The sequence below is a fragment of the Nocardia paucivorans NBRC 100373 genome (assembly GCF_000308675.1).
Taxonomy (GTDB): Bacteria; Actinomycetota; Actinomycetes; order Mycobacteriales; family Mycobacteriaceae; genus Nocardia; species Nocardia paucivorans.
In genome coordinates, this window is sequence record NZ_BAGE01000126.1 from 15,002 (window position 1) to 36,754 (window position 21,753).

24 protein-coding genes and 1 pseudogene are annotated in these 21,753 nt (G+C 66.7%); 10 read left to right on the plus strand and 15 right to left on the minus strand.

Translation table 11 applies throughout. From position 1 onward, the window contains the following. Positions 1-18: 18 nt before the first annotated feature. The 5 genes and pseudogenes from ON32_RS30385 to ON32_RS25365 form a co-directional block, all read right to left on the minus strand. Positions 19-207, minus strand: a pseudogene (locus ON32_RS30385) (four-helix bundle copper-binding protein); the annotation flags it as partial. A 302-nt stretch (positions 208-509) separates the two neighbouring features. Continuing rightward, positions 510-1,151, minus strand: coding sequence for a class I SAM-dependent methyltransferase (locus ON32_RS25350; RefSeq protein ID WP_040793590.1), 642 nt, complete (start codon positions 1,149-1,151; stop codon positions 510-512). Between the two features lie 230 nt (positions 1,152-1,381). Next, positions 1,382-3,634, minus strand: a complete 2,253-nt coding sequence (locus tag ON32_RS25355; RefSeq protein ID WP_040793551.1) for a heavy metal translocating P-type ATPase — start codon at positions 3,632-3,634, stop codon at positions 1,382-1,384. 115 nt (positions 3,635-3,749) lie between these two features. Next, a complete protein-coding gene (locus ON32_RS25360; protein ID WP_040793552.1) occupies positions 3,750-4,688 on the minus strand; it encodes a DUF8832 domain-containing protein in 939 nt (312 codons plus the stop codon). 42 nt (positions 4,689-4,730) lie between these two features. Next, positions 4,731-4,943: a heavy-metal-associated domain-containing protein gene (locus ON32_RS25365; protein ID WP_040793553.1), complete on the minus strand. Its 213-nt coding sequence runs from the start codon at positions 4,941-4,943 to the stop codon at positions 4,731-4,733. A 267-nt stretch (positions 4,944-5,210) separates the two neighbouring features. Between ON32_RS25365 and ON32_RS25370 the strand changes: the two genes are divergently transcribed. The 4 genes from ON32_RS25370 (at position 5,211) to ON32_RS25385 (ending at position 8,749) form a co-directional block, all read left to right on the plus strand. Beyond that, a complete protein-coding gene (locus tag ON32_RS25370) occupies positions 5,211-5,417 on the plus strand; it encodes a heavy-metal-associated domain-containing protein (RefSeq protein ID WP_040793554.1) in 207 nt (68 codons plus the stop codon). A 389-nt stretch (positions 5,418-5,806) separates the two neighbouring features. Then, positions 5,807-6,223, plus strand: a complete 417-nt coding sequence (gene lpqS / locus ON32_RS27390) for a putative copper homeostasis (lipo)protein LpqS (protein ID WP_051133675.1) — start codon at positions 5,807-5,809, stop codon at positions 6,221-6,223. A 106-nt stretch (positions 6,224-6,329) separates the two neighbouring features. Further along, entirely contained in the window at positions 6,330-7,457 is a 1,128-nt protein-coding gene (locus ON32_RS25380; RefSeq protein ID WP_040793555.1) for a PLP-dependent cysteine synthase family protein, read from the plus strand. A gap of 47 nt (positions 7,458-7,504) precedes the next feature. Then, the gene (locus tag ON32_RS25385) at positions 7,505-8,749 is read left to right on the plus strand and encodes an MFS transporter (RefSeq protein ID WP_083874790.1); all 1,245 of its coding nucleotides are present in this window, start codon (positions 7,505-7,507) and stop codon (positions 8,747-8,749) included. A 504-nt stretch (positions 8,750-9,253) separates the two neighbouring features. Here ON32_RS25385 and ON32_RS25390 read toward each other — a convergent pair. From ON32_RS25390 to ON32_RS25400, 3 genes are all read right to left on the minus strand, one after another. Next, positions 9,254-10,048 carry an alpha/beta fold hydrolase gene (locus ON32_RS25390; RefSeq protein WP_040793593.1) on the minus strand — a complete coding sequence of 265 codons (795 nt, stop codon included), beginning with the start codon at positions 10,046-10,048 and terminating at the stop codon, positions 9,254-9,256. Positions 10,049-10,340: 292 nt separating this feature from the next. Continuing rightward, on the minus strand, positions 10,341-10,670 hold the full coding sequence (locus ON32_RS25395) for a carboxymuconolactone decarboxylase family protein (RefSeq protein WP_040793556.1): 330 nt from the start codon (positions 10,668-10,670) through the stop codon (positions 10,341-10,343). Positions 10,671-10,751: 81 nt separating this feature from the next. Further along, on the minus strand, positions 10,752-12,206 hold the full coding sequence (locus tag ON32_RS25400) for an MFS transporter (RefSeq protein WP_083874791.1): 1,455 nt from the start codon (positions 12,204-12,206) through the stop codon (positions 10,752-10,754). 84 nt (positions 12,207-12,290) lie between these two features. On the opposite strand from ON32_RS25400, the gene ON32_RS25405 reads away from it, so the two are divergent. Further along, positions 12,291-12,848 (plus strand): CGNR zinc finger domain-containing protein, encoded by a 558-nt coding sequence (locus ON32_RS25405; protein WP_040793557.1) that lies wholly within the window; start codon positions 12,291-12,293, stop codon positions 12,846-12,848. A 64-nt stretch (positions 12,849-12,912) separates the two neighbouring features. On the opposite strand, the gene ON32_RS25410 is transcribed toward ON32_RS25405, so the two are convergent. Beyond that, positions 12,913-13,140, minus strand: coding sequence for a hypothetical protein (locus ON32_RS25410; RefSeq protein WP_138448544.1), 228 nt, complete (start codon positions 13,138-13,140; stop codon positions 12,913-12,915). A 143-nt stretch (positions 13,141-13,283) separates the two neighbouring features. Between ON32_RS25410 and ON32_RS25415 the strand changes: the two genes are divergently transcribed. Beyond that, positions 13,284-14,192 (plus strand): DUF8832 domain-containing protein, encoded by a 909-nt coding sequence (locus tag ON32_RS25415; protein ID WP_171048231.1) that lies wholly within the window; start codon positions 13,284-13,286, stop codon positions 14,190-14,192. 78 nt (positions 14,193-14,270) lie between these two features. Beyond that, complete coding sequence (locus tag ON32_RS25420) at positions 14,271-14,660, plus strand: DUF6632 domain-containing protein (RefSeq protein ID WP_040793558.1); 390 nt, start codon at positions 14,271-14,273, stop codon at positions 14,658-14,660. Positions 14,661-14,758: 98 nt separating this feature from the next. Here ON32_RS25420 and ON32_RS25425 read toward each other — a convergent pair whose 3' ends face one another. The 4 genes from ON32_RS25425 to ON32_RS25440 form a co-directional block, all read right to left on the minus strand. Continuing rightward, positions 14,759-15,163 carry a DUF302 domain-containing protein gene (locus ON32_RS25425; RefSeq protein WP_040793559.1) on the minus strand — a complete coding sequence of 135 codons (405 nt, stop codon included), beginning with the start codon at positions 15,161-15,163 and terminating at the stop codon, positions 14,759-14,761. Positions 15,164-15,193: 30 nt separating this feature from the next. Continuing rightward, positions 15,194-15,436: a YgaP family membrane protein gene (locus ON32_RS25430; RefSeq protein WP_040793560.1), complete on the minus strand. Its 243-nt coding sequence runs from the start codon at positions 15,434-15,436 to the stop codon at positions 15,194-15,196. 39 nt (positions 15,437-15,475) lie between these two features. Beyond that, a complete protein-coding gene (locus ON32_RS25435) occupies positions 15,476-15,742 on the minus strand; it encodes a metal-sensitive transcriptional regulator (RefSeq protein WP_040793561.1) in 267 nt (88 codons plus the stop codon). Between the two features lie 64 nt (positions 15,743-15,806). Further along, complete coding sequence (locus tag ON32_RS25440) at positions 15,807-17,957, minus strand: MMPL family transporter (protein WP_040793562.1); 2,151 nt, start codon at positions 17,955-17,957, stop codon at positions 15,807-15,809. A 320-nt stretch (positions 17,958-18,277) separates the two neighbouring features. Between ON32_RS25440 and ON32_RS25445 the strand changes: the two genes are divergently transcribed. From ON32_RS25445 to ON32_RS25455, 3 genes are all read left to right on the plus strand, one after another. Next, positions 18,278-18,763, plus strand: a complete 486-nt coding sequence (locus tag ON32_RS25445; protein ID WP_040793563.1) for a hypothetical protein — start codon at positions 18,278-18,280, stop codon at positions 18,761-18,763. Positions 18,764-18,870: 107 nt separating this feature from the next. Beyond that, complete coding sequence (locus ON32_RS25450; RefSeq protein WP_040793564.1) at positions 18,871-19,902, plus strand: urease accessory protein UreH domain-containing protein; 1,032 nt, start codon at positions 18,871-18,873, stop codon at positions 19,900-19,902. A gap of 10 nt (positions 19,903-19,912) precedes the next feature. Continuing rightward, positions 19,913-20,125 carry a heavy-metal-associated domain-containing protein gene (locus ON32_RS25455; RefSeq protein ID WP_040793565.1) on the plus strand — a complete coding sequence of 71 codons (213 nt, stop codon included), beginning with the start codon at positions 19,913-19,915 and terminating at the stop codon, positions 20,123-20,125. 293 nt (positions 20,126-20,418) lie between these two features. Here ON32_RS25455 and ON32_RS25460 read toward each other — a convergent pair whose 3' ends face one another. Together ON32_RS25460 and ON32_RS25465 are read right to left on the minus strand one after the other, a co-directional pair. Then, positions 20,419-20,766, minus strand: coding sequence for a DUF3703 domain-containing protein (locus tag ON32_RS25460; RefSeq protein WP_040793566.1), 348 nt, complete (start codon positions 20,764-20,766; stop codon positions 20,419-20,421). A 44-nt stretch (positions 20,767-20,810) separates the two neighbouring features. Next, complete coding sequence (locus ON32_RS25465) at positions 20,811-21,731, minus strand: sterol desaturase family protein (protein WP_040793567.1); 921 nt, start codon at positions 21,729-21,731, stop codon at positions 20,811-20,813. Positions 21,732-21,753 lie beyond the last annotated feature (22 nt).

The following is a 21,753-nucleotide window of genomic DNA, read 5'->3' on the forward strand; positions in this document are numbered from 1 at the left end:
GCGGCTGGGCAGTGGGATTCAGGCGAGTGCGGACACCAGATCCCGGCACGCGGATTCACACCGGCGGGATACCGCCGCGCAGATACGGCAGTGGGCGTGTGCGTCGCTGTGGTGCCCGCATTCTTCAGCACAGCTCCGACAGGCGGTGGCCCAGCTTTCGAGGACCATACGGGTGAGGTTGGCGTCGTAACCGGTGTGCCGCGACAGGCCGCCGTCGCCGTACTTTCCGTGAGTAGAGCGAAACGGTGGGTCCCTCACCGTCTGCGACCGGCGCGGTCGGCGTGTTCGCGGTTGTTCCGTATCGCCTGTCGGGCAGCGGAGAGGACGCATCCGGCGACGCATCGCAAGACTGCCCGGGTCGCCGGATGGCCGATGATGCGGTTTGCTGCTTGTGTCATCGATACTCCTCGCGGTTGCCGGTGGATCGCATGGCGGAATGTGTCCGTACATACGACCGGCAACAGCTGGTCCCCGCGGCTTGTCGGAAGGCCGCGGAAGTCGCATGGGGTCTACTTCTTTTCGCAGATCAAGAGGTGGAATTCGACTGCGCCCTCGTCGGTGAGCCGCTCCTCACGGACGACGGTCAAACCTGCCGTTTCGAGGTGGCCGGTGATTTCGTCGATCGGGCGAAGCCGGAACCGGTTTTCGGTGAAGGGCATCCGCGCCATCGCCGTCGGGTCGCCGACACCGAGCGCCAAGCGCCCCGTGGGGCGCAGGACACGGGCGACCTCGGTGAATGCTGTCGTGAGGTCCTCGATGAAGTACACGGTGTTGGTGCTGACCACTGCGTCCACCGTGGCAGTGGAGAGCGGGAGATCGTGCATGGCGGCAGTGTGCAGGGTCAGCCGGCCGGTGCCCAGGTCGTCACGGTAGCGGCGCCGAGCCTGCTCGATCATCGTCGGTGCAACTTCTACGCCGTGCACTGTGCCGGTGTCCCCGACTCGGTCCAGCAGTAGCCCGAGCCCGACTCCGCCACCGAAGCCGATATCGACAGCGGTGGCTCCCGGGGCCGGGTCGGCTGCCGCGACGGCAGCGCCCACAGTCGCACGGTTACCGCGGTTGAGGATCCGGCCGACCAGGCGCCCGATCAGACCGTCGGGGCGTCCGAGCTGGGTACCTATCAGATCCCACAGACGTTCTGGTACCGGCATTTTCACAACACGTCACCTCACTAGTCGGGCGGAGAGGGCCGATCGAACAATGCGCGCGGCCCGGGCAGAGCGTCGGTTCGAGTTTTATTTCAGCAGCCCGGCGGGAACTCCATTCCCGGTTCTGCCACCCCCGCTTCCGTCTTCTTCTGCTGGGTTGAGTCGATGCCGGTCCTCCGTTGCCCCGAGCGCGGGTCTCGGGGCAACCGAAGTGGGCCGGGCGAGCGGCGGGATTACTGTGCGGTGGACCGGAAGCGGCGCAACCGCAGGCTGTTACTGACCACGAACACCGAGGAGAACGCCATCGCGGCCCCGGCCAGCATCGGGTTGAGCAGGCCCGCCATGGCCAGTGGGATCGCGGCCACGTTGTAGGCGAACGCCCAGAACAAGTTGCCCTTGATCGTGCCCAGCGTACGGCGGGCCAGACGGATGGCGTCGACGGCGGCCCGTAAGTCCCCGCGCACCAGTGTCAGGTCGCTGGCCTCGATAGCGACGTCGGTACCGGTGCCCATGGCCAGACCGAGATCGGCCTGAGCGAGTGCGGCAGCGTCGTTGACGCCGTCACCGACCATCGCCACGACCTTGCCTTCGGCCTGCAACCGCTCCACGACAGCGACCTTGTCCTGCGGCAGGACCTCCGCGATCACCTCATCGATCCCGACCTGAGCGGCGATCGTGCGGGCGGCGGCTTCGTTGTCGCCGGTCAGCATGATCGGAGTCAGACCGAGCGCCCGCAGCTGCGATACCGCCTCGGCGGAAGTAGGTTTCACCGCGTCGGCGACGACCAGCACTCCGCGGGCCGCGCCGTCCCAGCCGACCGCGACCGCAGTCTTTCCCTCCGCTTCCGCGGCACGCATCGCCCGCTCGAGTTCGGCGTCCAAGTGCAGTGACCAGTCCTCCAGTAACCGGGTCCGGCCGACCACCACCGCGCGCCCGTCCACAACTCCTTGCACGCCGAGCCCGGCCATATTGGCGAAGCCTTCGACCGATGCCGGCTCACCCACCCGGTCGCGGGCGCCCTTGGCGATGGCCTGGGCGATCGGGTGTTCCGAGGAGTCCTCCAGGGCCCCGGCCAGCGCCAGCACCTGATCGGCGGACTCGCCGTCGGCGACGACGACATCGAGCAGCGTCATCTTCCCGGTGGTGACGGTGCCGGTCTTGTCCAGGACCACGGTATCCACCCGCCGGGTCGATTCCAGCACCTCCGGGCCCTTGATCAGCACACCGAGCTGGGCGCCGCGACCGGTACCGACCATCAATGCGGTCGGGGTGGCCAAGCCCAGGGCGCACGGGCAGGCGATGATCAGCACGGCTACCGCAGCGGTGAACGCCGCGGCGATCGAGCCGCCGGTGCCGAGCCAGAATCCGAGTGTCGCGACCGCGAGCGCGATGACGATCGGCACGAAGATCCCGGAGATCCGGTCGGCCAGCCGCTGCGCCTGCGCCTTGCCGGTTTGGGCATCCTCGACGAGTTTCGCCATCTGCGCCAGCTGGGTATCGGACCCGATCCGGCTGGCCCGCACGACGATCCGGCCACCCACATTGACAGTGGCGCCGACCACCGCGTCGTCGACGCCGACCTCGACCGGCACAGATTCCCCGGTGAGCATGGACGCGTCGACCGCCGAGGAGCCCTCGACCACCACGCCGTCGGTGGCGATCTTCTCCCCCGGGCGCACCACGAATCGGTCACCGACGGTGAGTGCGTCGACCGGGATGCGTTCCTCGCGGCCGTCGCGCAGCACCGACACCTCTTTGGCCCCGAGTTCGAGCAGCGCGCGCAGCGCCGCGCCGGCCCGCCGTTTGGACCGGGCCTCGAAGAAGCGCCCGGCCAGGATGAATGTGGTGACCCCGGCCGCCGCTTCGAGGTAGATGCTGCCGGTGCCGTCCATCCGGGCGATGGTGAACTCGAACGGGTGCGTCATCCCCGGAGTGCCCGCCGTACCCCAGAACAGGGCATACAGAGACCAGCCGAACGCGGCCAGCGTGCCGATGGACACCAGGGTGTCCATCGTGGCCGCGCCGTGGCGCAGGTTGGTCCAAGCCGCCCGGTGGAACGGCAGCGCGCCCCAGATCACCACCGGCGCGGCCAGGGTGAGTGACAGCCATTGCCAGTTGGTGAACTGCAAGGCCGGGACCATCGCCATGGCGATCACCGGCACGGTCAGTACCAGCGAGACCAGCAGCCTGGTCCGCAGCGCGGCCGTCGGATCCGGTTCGGCGGACTCCGCAGTTTCGGCGGAAGCCGGGGGGCGCGGTAGGGCAGCGGTGTAGCCGGCCTCCTCGACGACGCTGATCAGTTCCTCGGGCGCGATATCGCCGGTGTAGTCCACACGCGCCTTCTCGGTCGCGTAGTTGACGGTGGCGGTGACGCCGTCGAGTTTGTTGAGTTTCTTCTCGATGCGGTTGGCGCAGGAGGCGCAGGTCATGCCACCGATCACCAGTTCGACCTGCCCGGTGGGCGATGGTTTCGTCGCGGTGGTCATGGGGTGCTCCGTTCTGTGGTGCTCGAACTCAGAGGTTCAAGGGGTGCCTGTCGTGCAGGCGTCCCCCAGGGATGGAGTCGGTGGGTAACGGCAAGCTCGGGATGGTTGCGGGTGGTCAGTGGCCGTGGCCGGGTTGTTCGCCGACTTGCGCCGGAGGCGTCTCGGCACCCGGGTTGCTCTGTGTGACCCGGACTGTGAATTCCGCGGTGCGGACCGTGCCCTTGTGCTGGAAATCGAGGAACAGCCGGTAGTCGCCACTGGTGGGGGCGGTGAGGGAGAAGGTGATTCCGGGTCCCGCCGGTGTGCTGCCGTCACCGGGTTCCCCCTCGGGGTGCACGTGCAGGTAGGCGAGGTCCGCCGCCCGCAGAGCGACCAGGTGCCCGTAGGCGCCGAGGTAGGGCTGCAGGTCGGTGACCGGGCGGCCGTTACGGCTGACCGACAGCGTCACCTTCGACGCCTGGCCGGGGATGACAGCGCCGTCGAGGGTCACGGTGTAGCCGTCGACCGCCACAGCGGTCTCCGGCGCCGGCAGCACTTTGGCGTCGTAGTTGCCCGGCACCCGCAGATCCGCGCCCAAGGTCAGGTTCTCCCCGCCTTCCGGTGTGAAGTCGGCGAAGAGTCGATAGTCACCGGCACGCGACAGATCCAGCGGCACGCGCCAGGTTCCGCTGGCATCCCTGCGTGGATGCACGTGCTGGAAAGCAGCCATGTCGCGGCGGACCACGATCAGGTGCAGGTCCTTGTCATGGCTGCGCTCATACCGGGTGACCGGCAGCCCAGCAGCGTCGAGAATGCGGAAACCGACCGCAACCTCGGCCCCGGGGCGGACTCGCGGGGTATCCAGTTGCAGTGTGTAGCCGCGCTCACTGACGAGCAGACCACCAGGTAGCTGGTCGGGGCTGGGCCCGCTGGAGGCGGCGGGCCCAGCCGGGTGCGTGTCGTGGTCGGCGGGTGCATCGGGAGTGGGGCCGATGGCCGCACCGAGGACGACAGCGATCCCGAAGATCGCCGCGAGCCCGAGCGCGAAGCCGGCGAACTTGCTGGGCGTGTTCATCGGGATGCTCCTTGCTGTCGTGTCGTAGTTCGAGTGGATGGGTCAGTCGGCCAGCCGGTAGCCGGCCTCGTCGACGGCGGCTGCGATCGCATCACGCTCCACGGGAGCAGAACTTCCGATCGTGACCAGCCCACTGGCGAGCTCGACATCGACGGAGGTGACGCCGTCGATCCGGCCGACTTCCTCGCGGACCGAGGAGACGCAATGACCGCAGGTCATGCCGGTGACCGTGACGGTGGTGGTTGCGCTGCTCATCTGGTTCTCCTTGGTGTTGTGGCGACTTCGCGCCGCGGAACGAAACCTACAATACCCCCCGGGGGTATCAAGTCAAGAGGTTGCGGCAACCCGGTCGCTGAAACCACCACACAGGGCCACCGGCGAGTTCGGGGCCCGCGGCCGTGTCGACTCCACCGGTTGCATACCCCACAGGGGTACGGTAAGGGTTGAAGTGTTCCTCCCGCAGCCCGGCAACGACGATTCCGGATGGGCACGCGGGTCCTCACCAGATCGACAGGAAACGAAATGAGCACCTCGATCATCACCGTCGCGGGAATGACCTGCGGCGGTTGCGCTTCAAAAGTCCGGACCGAGCTCGGCGCCCTGGACGGCGTCTCCCGGGTCGACGCGGACCCTGCTACCGGCCGAGTCACCGTCGAATCAAGCCAGGAAGTCGACCCCGACGCCGTCAAGAACGCTGTGGAAACCGCCGGCTACCGAGTAGTCACCTGACTTCGCGGACCACATCGGAACGTGGCGCACACCCGGTTCATCGGCGCGCCGACCGATTCGTCTCCGGCCGGCGCGCCGAGCCCGGCCGGAGATGGGCACCCTTCCCACGGTCGGTGCCATCGGTGGCTCTGGTCACAGGAAGGCGAGGCAGGATGGATGTGACGGGTAGGTTGTTTCGCGACCGTTGCAGTGTTGCTTCGCCGATGTGGCCCTCGCCGAGAGAACAATGGGTGACGAGAGGAGGTGGTGCAGGTGGCCAGGATGTCCGAATACACCGATATGCAGCGTAAACGCATAGACGAGGGTCGATACTTCGAGGCCGGTGCACCATCTCCGGCAACCGAGGCGTTGCCACATGGCAGCCGTTCCCTGGATCCGAGTGGTCCGCGGTGAACATTTCCGCTCGCCTGCGACGCACATCGCTGGGACTGCTGATGGCGGTGCTGCTGGTTGCCCCACTGATCGACTGCACCCTGCACGGGCAAGACGAGCACACCCATCCCCCCGTCGTGGCAGCCGTCGAGGCCGTTTTCCCCTCGCACACCCATTCCCCGCACGCAATGAGCGGGGGACTCATCGACCACTGTGATCAGCACATGATCCAATGCGTCGAGAAGTCGCTGCTGCCCTCCAGCGGAGCGACGATTTCGCCGTTGCTGTGGCTGGCGTTTCTCGCCGCGACCGCAGTAGGCGCCATCGCCCTGATTTTCACCGGCACACGTGAAATCCGCGGCCCTCCCATCACCGCACTACCCGTGTCGAACGGACGAGACATACTCACGAATTTCTGTATCTCCCGACGCTGATCGGTCAGCGCCAGGCCGCGACCCGTTATGTCGTCGGCCGGTGTTCGCTGCCTGCTCACCGTCTACACCGCCCGGCGCGGCGGTTCGGATACAGAAAGCGACAATCATGAATAACGTCGTATTCGGCAAACCCGCCGAAGCAGCCGCTGGAGTGCTCACCCCACCGGCCCCGGTACGGGAATCCAGTTCACTGGTCGGCAACACCCCGGTCCTGTGGGTGAGCGCGCCCTTGGCGCCGGCCGACCGCGGATTCTGGGCGAAACTGGAAGGCTTCAATCCCGGCGGGATGAAGGACCGGCCCGCGCTGCACATGGTCGAACGCGCAAAACAACGCGGAGACCTCGCACCCGGGGCCCGCATCATCGAATCCACCAGCGGCACCCTCGGCCTCGGTTTGGCGCTGGCCGGCGCGGTGTACCACCATCCCGTCACCGTCGTCACCGATCCCGGCCTCGAACCGATCGTGGCACGCATGCTCGTCTCCTACGGCGCCCGCGTCGACATGGTGACCGAACCCCATCCCAGCGGCGGCTGGCAACAAGCACGCCGCGACCGCGTCACCGAACTCATGGCGGCAGAGCCCGGAGCCTGGTGCCCCGACCAGTACACCAACCCCGACAACGTCGACGGATACGAATCCCTCGGCCTGGAGCTGCAGCACCAGCTCGGAGATATCGACGTGCTGGTGTGCGCGGTCGGCACCGGCGGCCACTCCGCCGGTGTGGCGCGAGTGCTGCGCCGATTCAACCCAGAACTGCAGCTGATCGGCGTCGACACGGTCGCCTCCACGATCTTCGGCCAGCCCGCCGGCCCGCGGCTGATGCGCGGACTGGGATCCAGCATCTTCCCCCGCAACGTCGACTACCCGGCGTTCCACGAAGTGCACTGGGTAGCACCCGCCGAAGCAGTGTGGGCGTGCCGCGCGCTGGCCGGGACACACTATGCGACCGGCGGCTGGAGCGTCGGAGCCGTGGCGCTGGTCACCGGGTGGGCCGCACGCACACTGCCGGAAGACACACGAATCGCCGCGGTGTTCCCCGACGGCCCCCAGCGCTACTTCGACACCATCTACAACGACGACTACTGCCGCGAACACGGCCTGCTCGACACCGCGCCGCCGATCGAACCAGCCGTTATCAGCCATCCAGGCGAACGCGCAGTGGACTCGTGGACCCGCTGCACCACCATCGTCGACCCGCACACCGGAGAGCGGACAGGAGAGGGCGCATCGTGACCGCACTGAGGAGCTTCCGCAGCTTCGACCTCGCCGCACGGCTGTTGATGATCAACCAGTTCGGCATCAACCTCGGCTTCTACATGCTGATGCCCTACCTCGCCGGCTACCTTGCCGGACCGCTGGGCTTGGCGGCCTGGGCGGTCGGTCTCGTACTCGGGGTACGAAACTTTTCCCAGCAGGGCATGTTCCTCATCGGCGGGACCCTTGCCGACCGGCTCGGCTACAAACCCTTGATCGTCGCGGGCTGTCTGCTGCGCACCGGCGGCTTCGCCATGCTCGTATTCACCACGTCACTGCCCGGGCTACTCATCGCTTCCGCCGCAACCGGCTTCGCCGGCGCACTGTTCAACCCCGCGGTACGCGCCTATCTGGCCGCCGACACCGGCGAACGCCGCGTCGAAGCCTTCGCGGTATTCAACATCTTCTACCAAGCCGGGATCCTGGCCGGGCCCCTGGTCGGTCTGGCATTGATGTTCCTCGACTTCCGCGTGACCGCTGCGGCCGCGGCCGTCGTATTCGCAGCCCTGACCGTGGCACAGCTGGCCGCCCTGCCGGCTCGGCGCGAGCAGAAGCCCGCCGAACAGACCTCGATCCTGCAGGACTGGCGGGCGGTGGCGGCCAACCGCCGGTTCCTGCTGTTCTCGCTGACGATGATCGGCTCGTATGTGCTGTCGTTCCAGGTGTATCTGGCCTTACCGCTGCAGGCCGAATACCTCGCCGGCGCGCAATCACAAGTGCTCGTCTCGGCGCTGTTCGTGGTCTCCGGTGTGGTCGCCGTGGCCGGGCAGCTGCGCATCACCGGGTGGTTCAAGGCGCGCTGGGGAACCGGACGCAGCCTCGCGGTGGGTATGGCGATACTGGCCGCGGCGTTCCTGCCGCTGCTCGTGATACCCGGGCCCGGACGATTCGGTACCGGCGCCGCGGTCGTCGCGTTACTCCTGTCCACAGCTGTCCTGGCTGTCGGGACCGCCGCAGTGTTCCCCTTCGAAATGGACACCGTTGTCTCGCTTGCGGACGGAAGACTGGTGGCGACTCACTACGGCTTCTACAACACAATCGTCGGTGTCGGCATCCTGGCCGGCAACCTCGCCACCGGCGCGGTGGTCGGCGCCGCCCGAGATGCCGGCGCGGACTGGGCGGTGTGGGCCGGGCTCGCCCTCATCGGAGCACTGTCGGCATTCGCGCTCCATCGGCTCGATCGATCGCACACGGAACAGACGGCCACCCATCCTTCACAGGAGCTCTCCGACCGTCAGGACCGCGAACCAGCGCAGGGTTCTTCACGCTGAACCCGGTCACCCACTCCAAGGTGATGGAAGTGGCACCGCAATTTCATGACGGGCCGCTCGCCCTGAACCCCTTAGACCGAGCCGCCCGCAACAGCTCGATGCCCATGACGCCGCCTCGGCCGCACACCGCGCTGCGACTATCACGTCCGCCGCGGAAACCCCACCGAGGCAGCGGCTCTCGCACCGACCCAACCCATACCACCCGACCGAACCGACCCCGAAAGGAGGTATACCGATGAATCCGCTGCAAATGATCTGCGATTGGATGTGCCGCGCTATGGGCAACTGCCCGATGATGTGACGCCCGGCCGGGGTGGCGCCGGCCACCGTGCAGGCACCACCCCGGGCCGGATAATGGTCAGCAAGGATCGCTGCCGTGGTCAGCGGCCTCACTCCTGTACGGCGAGCCGGTGTCTTCAGCTCGGTGTGATGTTGGCGGCGCTGATCATTCGGAGCAGTCGCGGCCGGCGCGCTGCACCGCCTCAACCGATCACAGACCAGCGGTCAGTCGACCAGGAATGCCGACGTACGGTCAGTCCAGGTCTTGATATCGGCGACCGAGGTCGAGATATGCAGGGTCGCGTTCGGGAGCAACTCACGCAACTTTTCAGCGGTCGATACCGGGTGCAACGGGTCGGTGTCCCACGCCAAGATCAATGTCGGGTGGGTGAGTGTGGCGATCTCGGCCGGATCCGGTAGATCTGAGCGCCCTACGCCTCGCAGTATCGGCGCGAGCAACTCGTCGGGGACGTCGGGAGTGAACCCGAACTCGGGGTAGTCGGCGAAGATCGGGAGCGGTTCGCCCTCGGCCCACCGGTCCAGCCACGCCGCCGGCCCATCGGAATCGATGGCCTCGGCCGCGTCGGTATACCAATTACGCGCCTGCTGAGGGCCAGTTTCCCAGGCAACCGGCGGGATCATCAGCACAAGGCGGCGAAACCGCTGCGGCGCGGCGATCGCAGAACGCAGTGCTACATCGGCGCCCAACGACGAACCCACGAAGTCCATCGGTTCGTCGATGCCGACTGCATCCAGTAATCCGAGCAGGTCACGGCTGAAATTTTCGAACAGATAATCCTCGGCTCGCGGGCGCCCGCTCGACCGTCCGTGGCCGCGCTGATCGTAGGTAAGCAGCCGACGACCATCGGCCACCGCCTCGATATCGAACAACTTCAGCCCGCGCACGCCCGCACGGCTGAGCAGCACTCCGTGCGCATACCCGAGGGGCCGCCCGGCTCCAGTGATCCGGTAGGCGATCCGCCCTCCGTCACGTTCGAAGTAACTGTCTTGCAGCGGCATCGGCGACATCCTCAAGTTTAGGGTTACGGGGTAAGGGTATAGCACCACGCGAGCGGATGATGGGGTTCGGGAACATTGACGAGAAGCGTCACGCTGAGGAGTTACCGCAGATCCTGGATCGGTGAGACGGCGCGATGGTGCTGCTCATGATCATGGCGGTCGGTGTGAGGGTGGTGGGCGTGGCCCGGGCTGTGCATGCGCATCCGCGAGAGTGGCTTCGGCCGAGACACCCCAGTCGAATCGCTGCCCCGTATGTTCTGAGCCTCACTTCCCTTGACGAGAAGGAGGCGGATTACTCGTCTTCGGCGATGCTCTTCATCGCCTTCCATCCGTGGGTGACGCCGCCGCCGGCGCGCAGGGCGGCGGCGACCATGACCGCTTCGGCGACATCGGCCTTGGAAGCGCCGGCCCTGACGGCGCGCTTGGCGTGGTCCTCGATGCAGAACGGGCACTGCGTGGTCACCGCGACGCCGACCGCGATCAGCTCCCGGGTGGCCAGATCCAGATTCCCGGTGTTCTTGCTGAACACGGCCTTGTCGAATCCGAAGAAGGCCGAGACCATCTCCGGTGCTGCTTCCTTGATGTCGGCCATGAACTTCGCTTCGTCGTTGTGCGAGTGCATCGTTGGTCCTTTGCTTGTTTTCGTTGGTCGAGCTCAGGTGTGGAAGCTCATGATGAGAGGGCCCGGGCAGGCGAGGGGTGTTCAGTGCATGGTGTCGGCAGACCTGCCCGTGGGCATCGGCTCTTTTGTGTTGCCACGGAGGAACAACACAGCGACCACGGCGGCGGTCAGCAGCATCGCGAACGCCACCAACAATGCACCGCTGTAGCCGTCGGTGAGGGCGGCGGGTTCGGGCTCGGCGGAACCGCTGGTGACGGTGGCGGCGACACCGGCGAGGACCGCGATACCGAGCGCGACACCGATCTGCTGCGCGGAATTGAGCAGCGCTGAGGCGATTCCGGCTTTGTCGCTGTCGACGTGGTAGACCGCCGCCTGGGTCAGCGCCATCACCCCGAGACCGAACCCGAGTGCCGACATCAGCATCGCCGGTGCCAGATGCAACCAGTAGCCGCTGGTCGTGGTGATCGTGGAGAACCACAGCGCCGCGAGCGCACTGAGAATGGCGCCCGCGCCGGCGACGAGGCGCGGGGTGAGGCTCAGCAGCAGTTTCGGAGCCAGGCCCGCACCGAGGATGATGCCGACCGCGAACGGTAGCCACGCCAGACCGGTCATGATCGGCGAATAGTCACGTACCCGCTGCAGGTAGAGCGTCAGCACATACAGCGACCCCATCGGTCCCACCGCCAGCAGCAGCATGGTGAGGTAGGCGCCGGTGCGGTTGCGGTCGCGGAACAGGCTCAGCGGGACGAGAGGGTTGCGGCTGCGTGCCTGGGTGAGCACGAAACCTGTCAGGACAGCGACGGCCACGCCCGCGGCGATCAGTGCGATCGGGTCGGTGAAGCCGTCTTCGCCGAAGCGGGTGATCGCGTAGACGAGGGCGAACGTGCCTGCCGTACCGAGCACGGCGCCGAGGGTGCCGAGTTGTCCGCGGTGCGGCTGCGGGGCGACCAGGGTGCGGGTCCCCAGCAGCACGAGCAGCCCGATGGGGATATTGATGAAGAAGACCCAGCGCCACCCGAGGGTGCCGGTCAGCACGCCGCCGGCCAGCAGGCCGATCACGATGCCCAGACCCGACATCGCGCCATAGAGCGATAACGCGGTGTCGCGCAGCTTGCGCTCGGCGAAGGTCGTGGTGATCAGGGCGAGCACGTTGGGGGCGATGAGCGCCGCACCCAGCCCTTGCAGCCCGCGCGCCCCGATCAGCATGCCCGCGGTCTGCCCCAGACCACCGGCGAGCGAGGCGACCACGAAGATGATCAAACCGACCTGCACGGTGCGGCGCCGTCCCCACAGGTCCCCGATGCGGCCACCGAGCATCAGCAACGCACCGAACGCCAGGATGTAGGCATTCACCACCCACGACAGATGCACCGCGCGTACGTCCAGTTCCCGCTGGATGCTGGGCAGCGCCACGTTCACCACCGAGTCGTCGAGCACCAGCATCAACTGAGCCGTCGCGATGGTGAACAAGGAAGCCACCGCCGCGGGTGACGTCTTGCCGCCCTTGTCCGCCGCGGTGCCGACTACCTCGGTCATGTTCACATCTCCTCATCATGGGATACCCCCGTAAGGTATCGAGCCCTGGCTAATGTGTCAATCCGGTGTGTAGCATTAGCTTTTGTGACCGGCCGTTTCCCCTTGCTCGGCGAGCCATTGCCGCTGGATCTGATCAACACCACCCCCTCCCTCGGCGACCTGCTGCAAACCCCCGACGATCTGCGCGCCTGGTACACGGCCCAAGCCCACCGGCTACCCGAACTCGACGGCGACATCAGCGCGGCCGATGTCGCCGCAGTCCGCGAGATCCGCGGCCACATCGCGGCCGCCCTGGAGCGCACCCGTCGCGGGCAATGCCCACACCGGCTCGACCTACTCGCGCTCGAACGCGCCCAACTCGCAGCCCCCGCGGTCACGCACCTGAGGTGGGAAGACGCCGGATTGACCGCCGCCCGCCGGCGTGCGGGCACGCCCGGACAACGTCTGGCCGCCGAACTCGCCGAATCTGCCGCTCACCTGCTGGCCGATCCCGCGGTCACCACGATCCGGCAATGTGACGCCCACGACTGCGTGATCTGGTTCCTGCCCACCAACTCGCGCCGGCGCTGGTGCTCACCCGCTCTGTGTGGCAACCGTATGCGCGTGGCCCGGCACTACCGGCGCCACAAAGCCGAACAGTAGCCACCACGCGGCATGTGGCGGTCCAGAGCATGAGCGACACCGAGGACCTCACCTGTCGACACTCTCAGTCCTCGTCGGGAGTATCGGGATCGCGCAACTGCCGGTGTGTTCCGCCGAGTTCAGGCAGGTGGAAGCCGTAGTGGCCATCGATGCCGATATCCGTCCGGATGAACGGTGAGAGTCCGGCAGCGTCCACATCCAGCACCGGATGGCCGTGGCCGCGTAGTTCGGTCAACGCGCGATCGATGTAGACGGTGCGATTTCCGGCGGCAGCACCTGACGGGGCCGACACCACGCCACCCGGTCGCACCCCAGGCAGCTCGCCCCAATACCTGATCGGCCCCTTTCCTTCCGGAAGGAAGCCCCTCTTGCAGTATACCCCTGGGGGGTATATGTTTCCTCTCGTCCCACTGACGACGAGAACAGGAAATTGCAATGAACCCCTCGAACCACGCTCACCACGCAGGCCACGGCCACCACGCGAACCATGGGGAGGCCCGCGGCGGGTCTATCGCACATGCGACCACCGCTACTCACAGCGGCCACAACGGTCACATCGACCCGAAACCCGCCCACGCCGGCCACCACTCCCACGCCGGTCATGACGCCGGCGCGTTCCCGGGCGGTCTGCTGATCACACAGGACGGATACTCACTGGATTTGGCGGACACCCTCGTGCAACCCGGTGAGATCGAGTTCCGGTTCCGAATCCTGGGTCCCGACGGGCAGCCGGTCACCGACTACACCCCGATCCACGACAAAGAACTGCATCTGATCGTCGCCCGCCGCGAACTGACCGGCTTCTGGCACGTACATCCCCAGCGCGCCGCCGACGGCACCTGGTCGGTACAGCTGGACCTGCCCGAAGCAGGCGCATACCGGGTATTCACCGATATCGCCCCGCGCGAACTCGGCCGCACCATCACCCTCGGCGCGGACCTCGCCGTCGCAGGACACTATGCACCGCTACCGATTCCGGAACCGGCTCGCACCACAGTCGTCGACGGGTACGAAGTCGAACTGGGCGGCGACCTGGTCGCCGGCGAAGGCCGGCAACTGACCCTCACCGTCCGCAAGGACGGAGCCCCGGTCACCGATCTACAGCCCTACCTCGCAGCGTTCGGCCACCTGGTCGTCCTGCGGGCCGGAGACCTGGCCTACGTCCACGTCCACCCCAACGGGGAACCCGGAGACGGTGCCACCGCCCCCGGCCCCGACATCACCTTCCACACCCTGGTCCCCGGACCGGGCGTCTACCGCCTGTTCCTCGACTTCAAACATCGCGGAACCGTACGCACCGCAGCCTTCACACTGCCCACCACTACACCCCACCGCCACCACTGACAACAGAAGCCAGCTACAGACGTTGTCGCCGCCGACCGCACAGATAGGCCGCACCGACATCGACGAGAAGAGGCGGACATGCAGCATCTGGGACGGCTGCGGATAGCGCTCCTGCTGACCGGCATCGCGTTCATCGCCGGGGTATATCCATTGATCCATCTGTGGCCCGCAGGTTTCCGCTGGCAGCCTGCACAGCCCGAGTACGAGCAGATGATCGCGGTAATCTACGCAGTACTCGGAGTCTTCTTGATCCGGGCCTCCCGCCACCCACTGGGTCACCTGTCCCTCATCTGGTTCACGGTGTGGTCGAGCCTGGCCCACGCCGCTGTCATGACCTGGCATGCCGCGCGCGCCCCAACCGAATGGCAGCACCTGGCGGGTGATGTCCCCGTGCTGATACTTATAGCGATCACCCTGGCGATGCTGACGCCGCACGGCAATACGGTGCCTGCGGAGAACCGTGAGTAGCCTGATCCGCCTGGCGCCGGAGGGCAGGCGCGCCGCGGCCGACCGGTGGTAGCGCGGACGACGACAACAGCGGGACCGAGCCCGCCATCATGGTCGAGTCAGGCAGCTGAGTCGAGGGTTTCGAGTGCGGCGGCCAAGCGGGCCCCAGCGTCCGCGGCGACCGGGCGGAGTCGTGGGTCGCTGGTGACTTCGACCATGAGTTCCGGATTCATGGCTTCGACGCGTATCAGTCCGGTGTCGTGAGGGTCGCTGCGTACGACGACGTTGCAGGGCAGCAGTAACCCGATCTGGCGATCGATCCCTACCGCCTGCTGCGCCAGCGGCGGATTGCAGGCACCGAGGATGCGGTAGTTCTCCATGTCGTGGCCGAGTTTGGCCTTCAACGTGGCGGCCATATCGATGTCGGTGAGGATCCCGAAACCTTGCCCGGCCAAGGCTTCCCGGACCGCGTCCACGGCCTCGTCGAAGCCGGTGTGCAGTGTGGTCGACAGGGCGATTTCCATGACGTAAAGCACCTTTCCTCGGCTGAGTTGTCAGGCGTGGCCGGGTGGGCAGACCCCGGAGGTGACGCCCGCGCGGCGCATGAGCAGAGTGGCCGGGCACCAGCCGACCGCGCTGTAGAGAAGTAGGTTGGCTCCCACCAGCGCCGGAACGATCAGCCACCATGCCGATATCGTCGCGGCCGCCACGGTACCGGCCAGGACCAGCGTCCCGGCCAGCAGCGGTACCAACCGGGCGATGGTCCAGCCCCTATCGGTCAACGGTGAGCTCGGCATGTCGTCCTTTCTGGGTCCGCCTTCATCGGTACCCGTGGTTCAGGCGAGGGCGAGGAACAGTTTTTCGAGTTCGGCCACGGTCAACGGTTCCCCGGATTCCTTCGACTCGTCGAGGCATTCGCGTAGCCCAGTGGCCAGGATTTTGAACCCGGCCCGGTCCAGGGCCCGCGAGACGGCCGCGAGCTGGGTGACCACGTCTTTGCAGTCACGGCCCTGCTCGATCATGGTGATCACCCCGGCGAGCTGCCCGTGCGCCCGGCGCAGCCGGTTGAGAACCTGGGCAATGCTGTCTTCGTCGCCGACCACGGCGTCCTCCTTCTTATCAATCCGAACAACCAACAATACCCCCTGGGGTATAACGGCCGCCCTGTTAGTGATGGGCGAAACTGATCCGTGGCAGAACGCGGCGCATCCAGGCCGGTGACCACCAGGCCGCCCGGCCGGTGAGCCGCAGGATGACCGGCAGCAGGACCAGCCGCACGATCAGAGCGTCCAGCAAGACCGCGACACCCAGGATGATGCCCATTTCCTTCGGCGGCAGCGGTTCGGCGAGGGCGAAGGTGAAGAACACCGCGACCATGACCGCCGCCGCGGCGAAAATCACCCGCCCGGAATGGGCCAGCCCCTCCACTGCCGCGGTCCGGGCATCGCCGCTGCGTTCGAACTGTTCTTTCGCGCTGGCCAGCAGGAACACGGTGTAGTCCATCGCGATCGCGAAGATCATGGCGAAGAAGAACACCGGACCCCACCCGTCGAGGAACCCCTGCGGAGTGAAGCCGAGCAGCCCGGCGCCGTGGCCGTCCTGGAAGATCAGCTTCGCCACCCCGAACGCCGCGGCGGTGGAGCCGAGGCTGACCAGCGTCCCCAACACGGCGATCAGCGGGGCCTGCAGTGCGACCAGCAGCAGCACGAAGCCCAGGACCAGGATCACCGAGACGACGATCGGCAGGTAATCGTTCAGAGCCTGCTGCAGATCCAGGTTCTCCGCGGGCGCGCCGCCGACCAAGGCTCGGTCGGGCAACCGATCCCGCAACTCGTCCAGCACCGTGCTCATACGCTTGTCGGAGGGGTCCATGGCGGGCAGGGCCTGCATCATGACCCACCCGGAATCATCGGCGGCCGGCTGCGCGGGCGTCACCATCGCGATCCCCTCCCCTGCCGCTGCCTGGGCGGTGCTGTCGGCCTGATCGGCGGGGGCGATGATCTGCAACGTGCCGGGTGCACCGTCACCGAGCTGGCGCTGGACCAGCTCGTAGCCTTGCCGCACCGGCGCGTCGGCGGGCACCACCTGGATCGAGGGCATCGCAACTTTCAACCCGAGAACCGGTAGCGCCAGCACGATCAACACTCCCGCTCCGGCAATCGCGAACGGCCACGGCCGTTCGTGCAACAGCCGCCCCCACCGGGCAAACCACGACGAGCGATGCTGCTGGCGGGTTGCGTATGGCAACGCCGCCGCGTTGATCCGCTTACCGAGGGCGCCGAGCGCGGCCGGCAGCAGCGTCAGTGTCGCAGCCAGCACGAACACGACCGCGAGCATGATCCCCACCGCCATCGTGCGCACCGCCGGCGCCGGCACCAGCAGAACCGCCGACAGGCTCACCAGCACAGTCAGACCCGACAACACCACGGCCTTGCCCGCGGTGGCCATCGTCTCGGCGACCGCACGTCGCGCATCGGCGGATTTGCTCAGCGCATCACGGAACCGGGCGACCATGAACAGCGCGTAATCGATCCCCAGCGCGAGGGCGAACATCATCGCGAAGTTCATCGCCCACACCGAAATCGGAGTCACCTGATTCAGCAACACCAGGCCACCGGCCGAAGCCACCAACCCGGCCACTGTCAACAGCAGCGGTAATCCCGCTGCGACCAGCGAACCGAACGCCAGCACCATGATCAGCAGCGTGACCGGCCACGAAAACAGCTCCGCCTGGATCATCGCGTCGTGATTGGCCTTGTTGAAATCACTCCACAACGCCGAGGCCCCCGTCGGATACACCTCGACACCCTCACCCGAGAGTGCCGTCAACTCGGCTTTGTGTTCATCGACAGCGCGCACCATATCATCGGCCGACGCGTTCGCCCCCGCGATCAGAATGCCGGTGCGGCCGTCCGGGCTGATCGTCATTCCCGGTTGCGGGGCGATCACTGCCCCGAACCGGGAGTCACCGGCGAACACCGCTGACACCTCATCCAGGACGGTCTGCATCTGCGGATCGGAGAGCTGCGCGGTATCGGAATGCACCACCACCTGCACCGCCGCCGAAGAATTGCCGCCGAAGTTCCGCTGAGCCAGCTCGCGAACCTGCACGGATTCCGAACCGTTGGCCTGCCACCCCGCGCCGGCCAACGAACTGAACACACTCGGCGCCGCAGCACCGAGCGCGACCAGCACTACCAGCCACACACCGAAAACCACCCGGGCATGACCGGCCATCACAGACCCCCACCGCGCCAACACCCCCACTCGCCCCAGTTCAGCCATATCCGGCGGCCGAGCCGTCGTCGTCTCCGTCATGTTCCTCCGCCTCTCCGGTCGAGCTCGGCAAAAGCCTCACTTATACCCCCCGGGGTATTATCTTCACTGCTCGAATATATACCCCCTGGGGTATTCACTGGTGCGACTCTCACCACAGCGAGCGACAAGCAGGCCGCGCCGACGGTGAGCCGAGGTCGAATCGGAATCCGAGCATGAGCGACCACCAGGCGATTAGCGGCCGGCAAGTCGGCAGGGGAAAATGTTGGCTTCGCCCCGGCCGAAGGCGGTCACTCGTGTGTTGTCACCGCACGGCGCCGAGCTCCGACGTCACTGCAGGGGCCGACGCAGGCCGGTGAGAGATGCTCAGTAGGATCGCCGCCGTGGTCAGCGTCGCCTCTCCTGCACGGCGAGCCGGATTACTTCGGCTCGGTGTGATGCTGGCGGCGCTGATAGGGATCGCGCTCGTCCAGAGCGGGCATTGCCGTGCGGGCGACACGATGGGCATGTCGATGGCGGGCCCGGCCGATCACAGTGTTTCCCAGGTGGTGTCGACACCGCAGCCCGACGCCTCGCAGGAAACACTCCATCATGACCGCGGCGCGGCGGTGATACCGGTGACCGGGGCGCTTGCTGTGGGAGTGGTGGATCTCGGGCCCATGCCACCGGCCGGGATAACGATGGCCTGCCTGGCGATGTTCTTGGCGCTGCTGGCAGCAACCGTGCATTTGGCGCGCGGCAGCGAGGTCTCCCTCGTGCGTTGCGCGTTTCCACGGTCCGGTCGGCGGTTCACGGGTGCACTCCCGCGCCCGCCCAACCTCACCGAACTCTGCGTGATGCGGACGTAAACGGGCGGACAGCGGGTCGTCACTCGACGAACCGCCGGCCCCGACGCCCCTGGCGTCGAGGGGCACTTTCGCCTGTCCATGCTCTTCCTCACGCAGGAGTACCTTTCGTGAATCTTGTTGCTGTGCTCGCTACCGGCCTATTCGCCGGAGGCGTCTCATGTGCCGCCGTTCAAGGCGGACTGCTGACCGGGATGATCGCCCGCCAGCGCACCACTACGCCCGCCCCGCCGCGCCGAATATGGGCGCGGGTCGGTGAAGACCTCACTCCGGTCGCCGGTTTCCTGATCGGGAAACTGGTCTCACACACTCTGCTCGGCGCCGCGCTCGGCGGGCTGGGCAGTGCTGTTCAGCTGTCGGTCGCCGCGCGCACCTGGCTGCAGATCGGGGCCGGGCTGCTGATCATCGTTTTCGCTCTCGCTCAGCTCGGAGTGCCCGGTTTCCGCAAGATCGTCATCGAACCACCGGCCTCCTGGATGCGGGTCGTGCGCAAAGGCGCCCGTTTGCAGACCGCGGTCGCGCCGGCGCTGCTCGGTGTCCTGACGATCCTGTTGCCGTGCGGGGTCACTCTGTCGGTCGAGGCGTTGGCCCTGGCTTCTGGATCGCCGTGGCAGGGCGCGGCGATCATGGCCGTGTTCGTGCTCGGCACCGGTCCGCTGTTCGTTGTCCTCGGGTATGTGGTCAGAGTTGCGGCCGGGGCGTGGCGTGGCCGCCTGGCGGTCGCGACTGGAGTGCTGGTTCTGGGTATGGGTCTCTACACCCTCAACGGTGGTCTCGAACTGGCTGGATCGCCGCTGGCGGCGGGGCGACTCGCCGATACGTTCACAACTGGGCCGGCTCCGGCGGACGCCTCGGCAGCGATTGTCGCCGACGGAGTGCAGACGGTGACCATCACCGCACGTACAAACGCCTACGCGCCCGACCACGTCGCGGTCAAAGCAGGATTGCCGACCACGCTCGTCGTCGAGACCGACGGCACTCAGGGCTGTATTCGCTCCTTGGTCATACCCCGCCTGGGCATCCAGGAAATTCTGCCCGTGACCGGAGAAACCCGAATCGATCTCGGTGTCCTGGAACCCGGGCGCCTCGATTACGCCTGCGGCATGGGCATGTACACCGGCCTGCTCACCATCGACCGATAAGGATCATCCGTTGCCCATATTCACATTCCGCGTCGAGGGCATGCATTGCGGCAGCTGCTCACTGCTGGTCGACGACACCCTCGAAGACCTCCCCGGTGTCCTCAGCAGCCAGACCTCGGTGAAGAAACAGCAATCGACCGTAGACCTCGACCTCACCCACACCAGCCCCGAACAGGTGGTCACCGCAATCGCCGAACTCGGCTACACAGCATCGCTGGTATAGGCCAACCCCCCGATCGGCTGCCCGGCCGCGGCACCGGCTTCAGCCCGCCAGGGCAAGAGCGAACCTTTCCGCGGCCGGGAGCCGACCGAAGTACCAGGTGCGGCTGAGATGGCCGACGTCGGCGGTCGCCTAGTGCCGGAGGTCGTACAGGTTCCACCCGTCACCAGCCCGGTAGTCAGGCGTTCGCGGCCTCGCCGGCGGTGATCGGTTCCGGACGGGACGGGCAACCTCACCGGTCCGACTCGCCACAGATAATGGGCCGCTATTCGACGCGAGCGCAGGAGGCGGTGAAGTTATGCCGCCGTTTGTAGGAGCGCGTCGAGGTCCGGCGGCGTTGGCATGGTTTGGCGGAGGCCGACGTGGGCACGGCCGGTGTTGCCTTCGGGGGCGAGGCCGGCCAGTGATCCGGGTGCGGCGACGATAATCCGTACCACTTGGCCGAGGGCTTCGCGACGGTCGCGCTGGCGCACGGCGAGGGTGAACATGGCGATGTGGTTGCGGGTGTGCAGCCAGGGGTCGGGTTGGGACAGGATGTGTGCGCATTCCAGGTGGGTCCAGCGTTGTTCGGGGTCGGGTGTGGTCTTCGCCGCGAGCATTTCCTCGTGGTAGCGGGCGCGTGCGGCGGGCGGAATGGTCGGCATGGCCAGTCCTTTCGAAGGGTTGATGTGTCCTGTGGAATCGGTGGTCAGGCTGTCCTGACCTGTTCGCCGGTCCCCGGCGTACTGCTGGTGTCGGGAGCGAAGTGGCAGGCGCCGTGGCGGGTGAAGGGTTCGGCGAGCTGGGCGAGGTAGCGGGTGGGGTAGTCGGGCTTGGCGGCCATGCCGAGGTCTGCGCTGGTGAAGCGCTGGTGGGGGTCGTAACTGTAGGTACGGAGTAGGTGGTCCCAGATGAGGGTGAACAGTCCGAAGTTGACGTCGCCGATGCCGGCCCATTTGAGGTGGTGGAAGCGGTGGCCTTCGTTCAGGGCGAGGATGTGTTTGAACGGTCCGATGCGGTAGTCGGCGTTGGAGTGTTGCAGCAGCAGTTGCACCGCCACAGCCAGCGACAGTGCGGCGGCGACCGGGACCGGGACCCCGGCGAGCAGTAGCGGGGTGACGCCGGCGGTCATTTCGAGGGTTTGATGCAGAGGGTGTTTCATCAGGCCGTTGAGCCCGTAGAAGCGGGTGACGCTGTGGTGCACGGCGTGGAACCGCCACAGGATCCCGATTTTGTGGCTGGCGTAGTGGGCCAGGGTGATCCCGAGGTCGGCGACCAAGACCGCGAGTAACACCTGCACCACGAACGGCCAACTGCCCGGCCAGATCCCGTCCCCGGGGATGAGCGCGGCCAGGGCGGGGATCGCGGCGACGCTGGCGAGGATGAGGGTTTCGTTGACGAAGCTGTGGGCGGTGTCGCGGCCGGCATCGCCGCGGGAGGTGTTCCAAGACCTTTGGTAAGGCAGTAGGTGTTCGGCGGTGAACGACACAGCGACCGCGACAGCGAGCAAGACGATCAACAAGAGCTTGTTGGCGCCGGTAGCGGCCAGGGCGATGCCGGCGCCGTTGACGGCGAGCAGCATGAACGGGGCGTAGCCGTAGCGGATGAGCGGACGGACGAGCGTAAACATGGATCCAGCCTCACGTCCGGAC

Bases quoted from the DNA above. Each gene is read 5' to 3' on its own strand.
- ON32_RS25440 (WP_040793562.1), bottom strand. From the start codon at position 17,957: ATGACGGAGACGACGACGGCTCGGCCGCCGGATATGGCTGAACTGGGG.
- ON32_RS25380 (WP_040793555.1), top strand. From the start codon at position 6,330: ATGAATAACGTCGTATTCGGCAAACCCGCCGAAGCAGCCGCTGGAGTG.
- ON32_RS25460 (WP_040793566.1), bottom strand. From the start codon at position 20,766: ATGCCGACCATTCCGCCCGCCGCACGCGCCCGCTACCACGAGGAAATG.
- ON32_RS25420 (WP_040793558.1), top strand. From the start codon at position 14,271: ATGCAGCATCTGGGACGGCTGCGGATAGCGCTCCTGCTGACCGGCATC.
- ON32_RS25370 (WP_040793554.1), top strand. From the start codon at position 5,211: ATGAGCACCTCGATCATCACCGTCGCGGGAATGACCTGCGGCGGTTGC.
- ON32_RS25350 (WP_040793590.1), bottom strand. From the start codon at position 1,151: ATGCCGGTACCAGAACGTCTGTGGGATCTGATAGGTACCCAGCTCGGA.
- ON32_RS25385 (WP_083874790.1), top strand. From the start codon at position 7,505: ATGATCAACCAGTTCGGCATCAACCTCGGCTTCTACATGCTGATGCCC.
- ON32_RS25430 (WP_040793560.1), bottom strand. From the start codon at position 15,436: ATGCCGAGCTCACCGTTGACCGATAGGGGCTGGACCATCGCCCGGTTG.
- ON32_RS25355 (WP_040793551.1), bottom strand. From the start codon at position 3,634: ATGACCACCGCGACGAAACCATCGCCCACCGGGCAGGTCGAACTGGTG.
- ON32_RS25390 (WP_040793593.1), bottom strand. From the start codon at position 10,048: ATGCCGCTGCAAGACAGTTACTTCGAACGTGACGGAGGGCGGATCGCC.
- ON32_RS25425 (WP_040793559.1), bottom strand. From the start codon at position 15,163: ATGGAAATCGCCCTGTCGACCACACTGCACACCGGCTTCGACGAGGCC.
- ON32_RS25365 (WP_040793553.1), bottom strand. From the start codon at position 4,943: ATGAGCAGCGCAACCACCACCGTCACGGTCACCGGCATGACCTGCGGT.
- ON32_RS25465 (WP_040793567.1), bottom strand. From the start codon at position 21,731: ATGTTTACGCTCGTCCGTCCGCTCATCCGCTACGGCTACGCCCCGTTC.
- ON32_RS25415 (WP_171048231.1), top strand. From the start codon at position 13,284: ATGAACCCCTCGAACCACGCTCACCACGCAGGCCACGGCCACCACGCG.
- ON32_RS25445 (WP_040793563.1), top strand. From the start codon at position 18,278: ATGCTCAGTAGGATCGCCGCCGTGGTCAGCGTCGCCTCTCCTGCACGG.
- ON32_RS25400 (WP_083874791.1), bottom strand. From the start codon at position 12,206: ATGACCGAGGTAGTCGGCACCGCGGCGGACAAGGGCGGCAAGACGTCA.
- ON32_RS25360 (WP_040793552.1), bottom strand. From the start codon at position 4,688: ATGAACACGCCCAGCAAGTTCGCCGGCTTCGCGCTCGGGCTCGCGGCG.
- ON32_RS25395 (WP_040793556.1), bottom strand. From the start codon at position 10,670: ATGCACTCGCACAACGACGAAGCGAAGTTCATGGCCGACATCAAGGAA.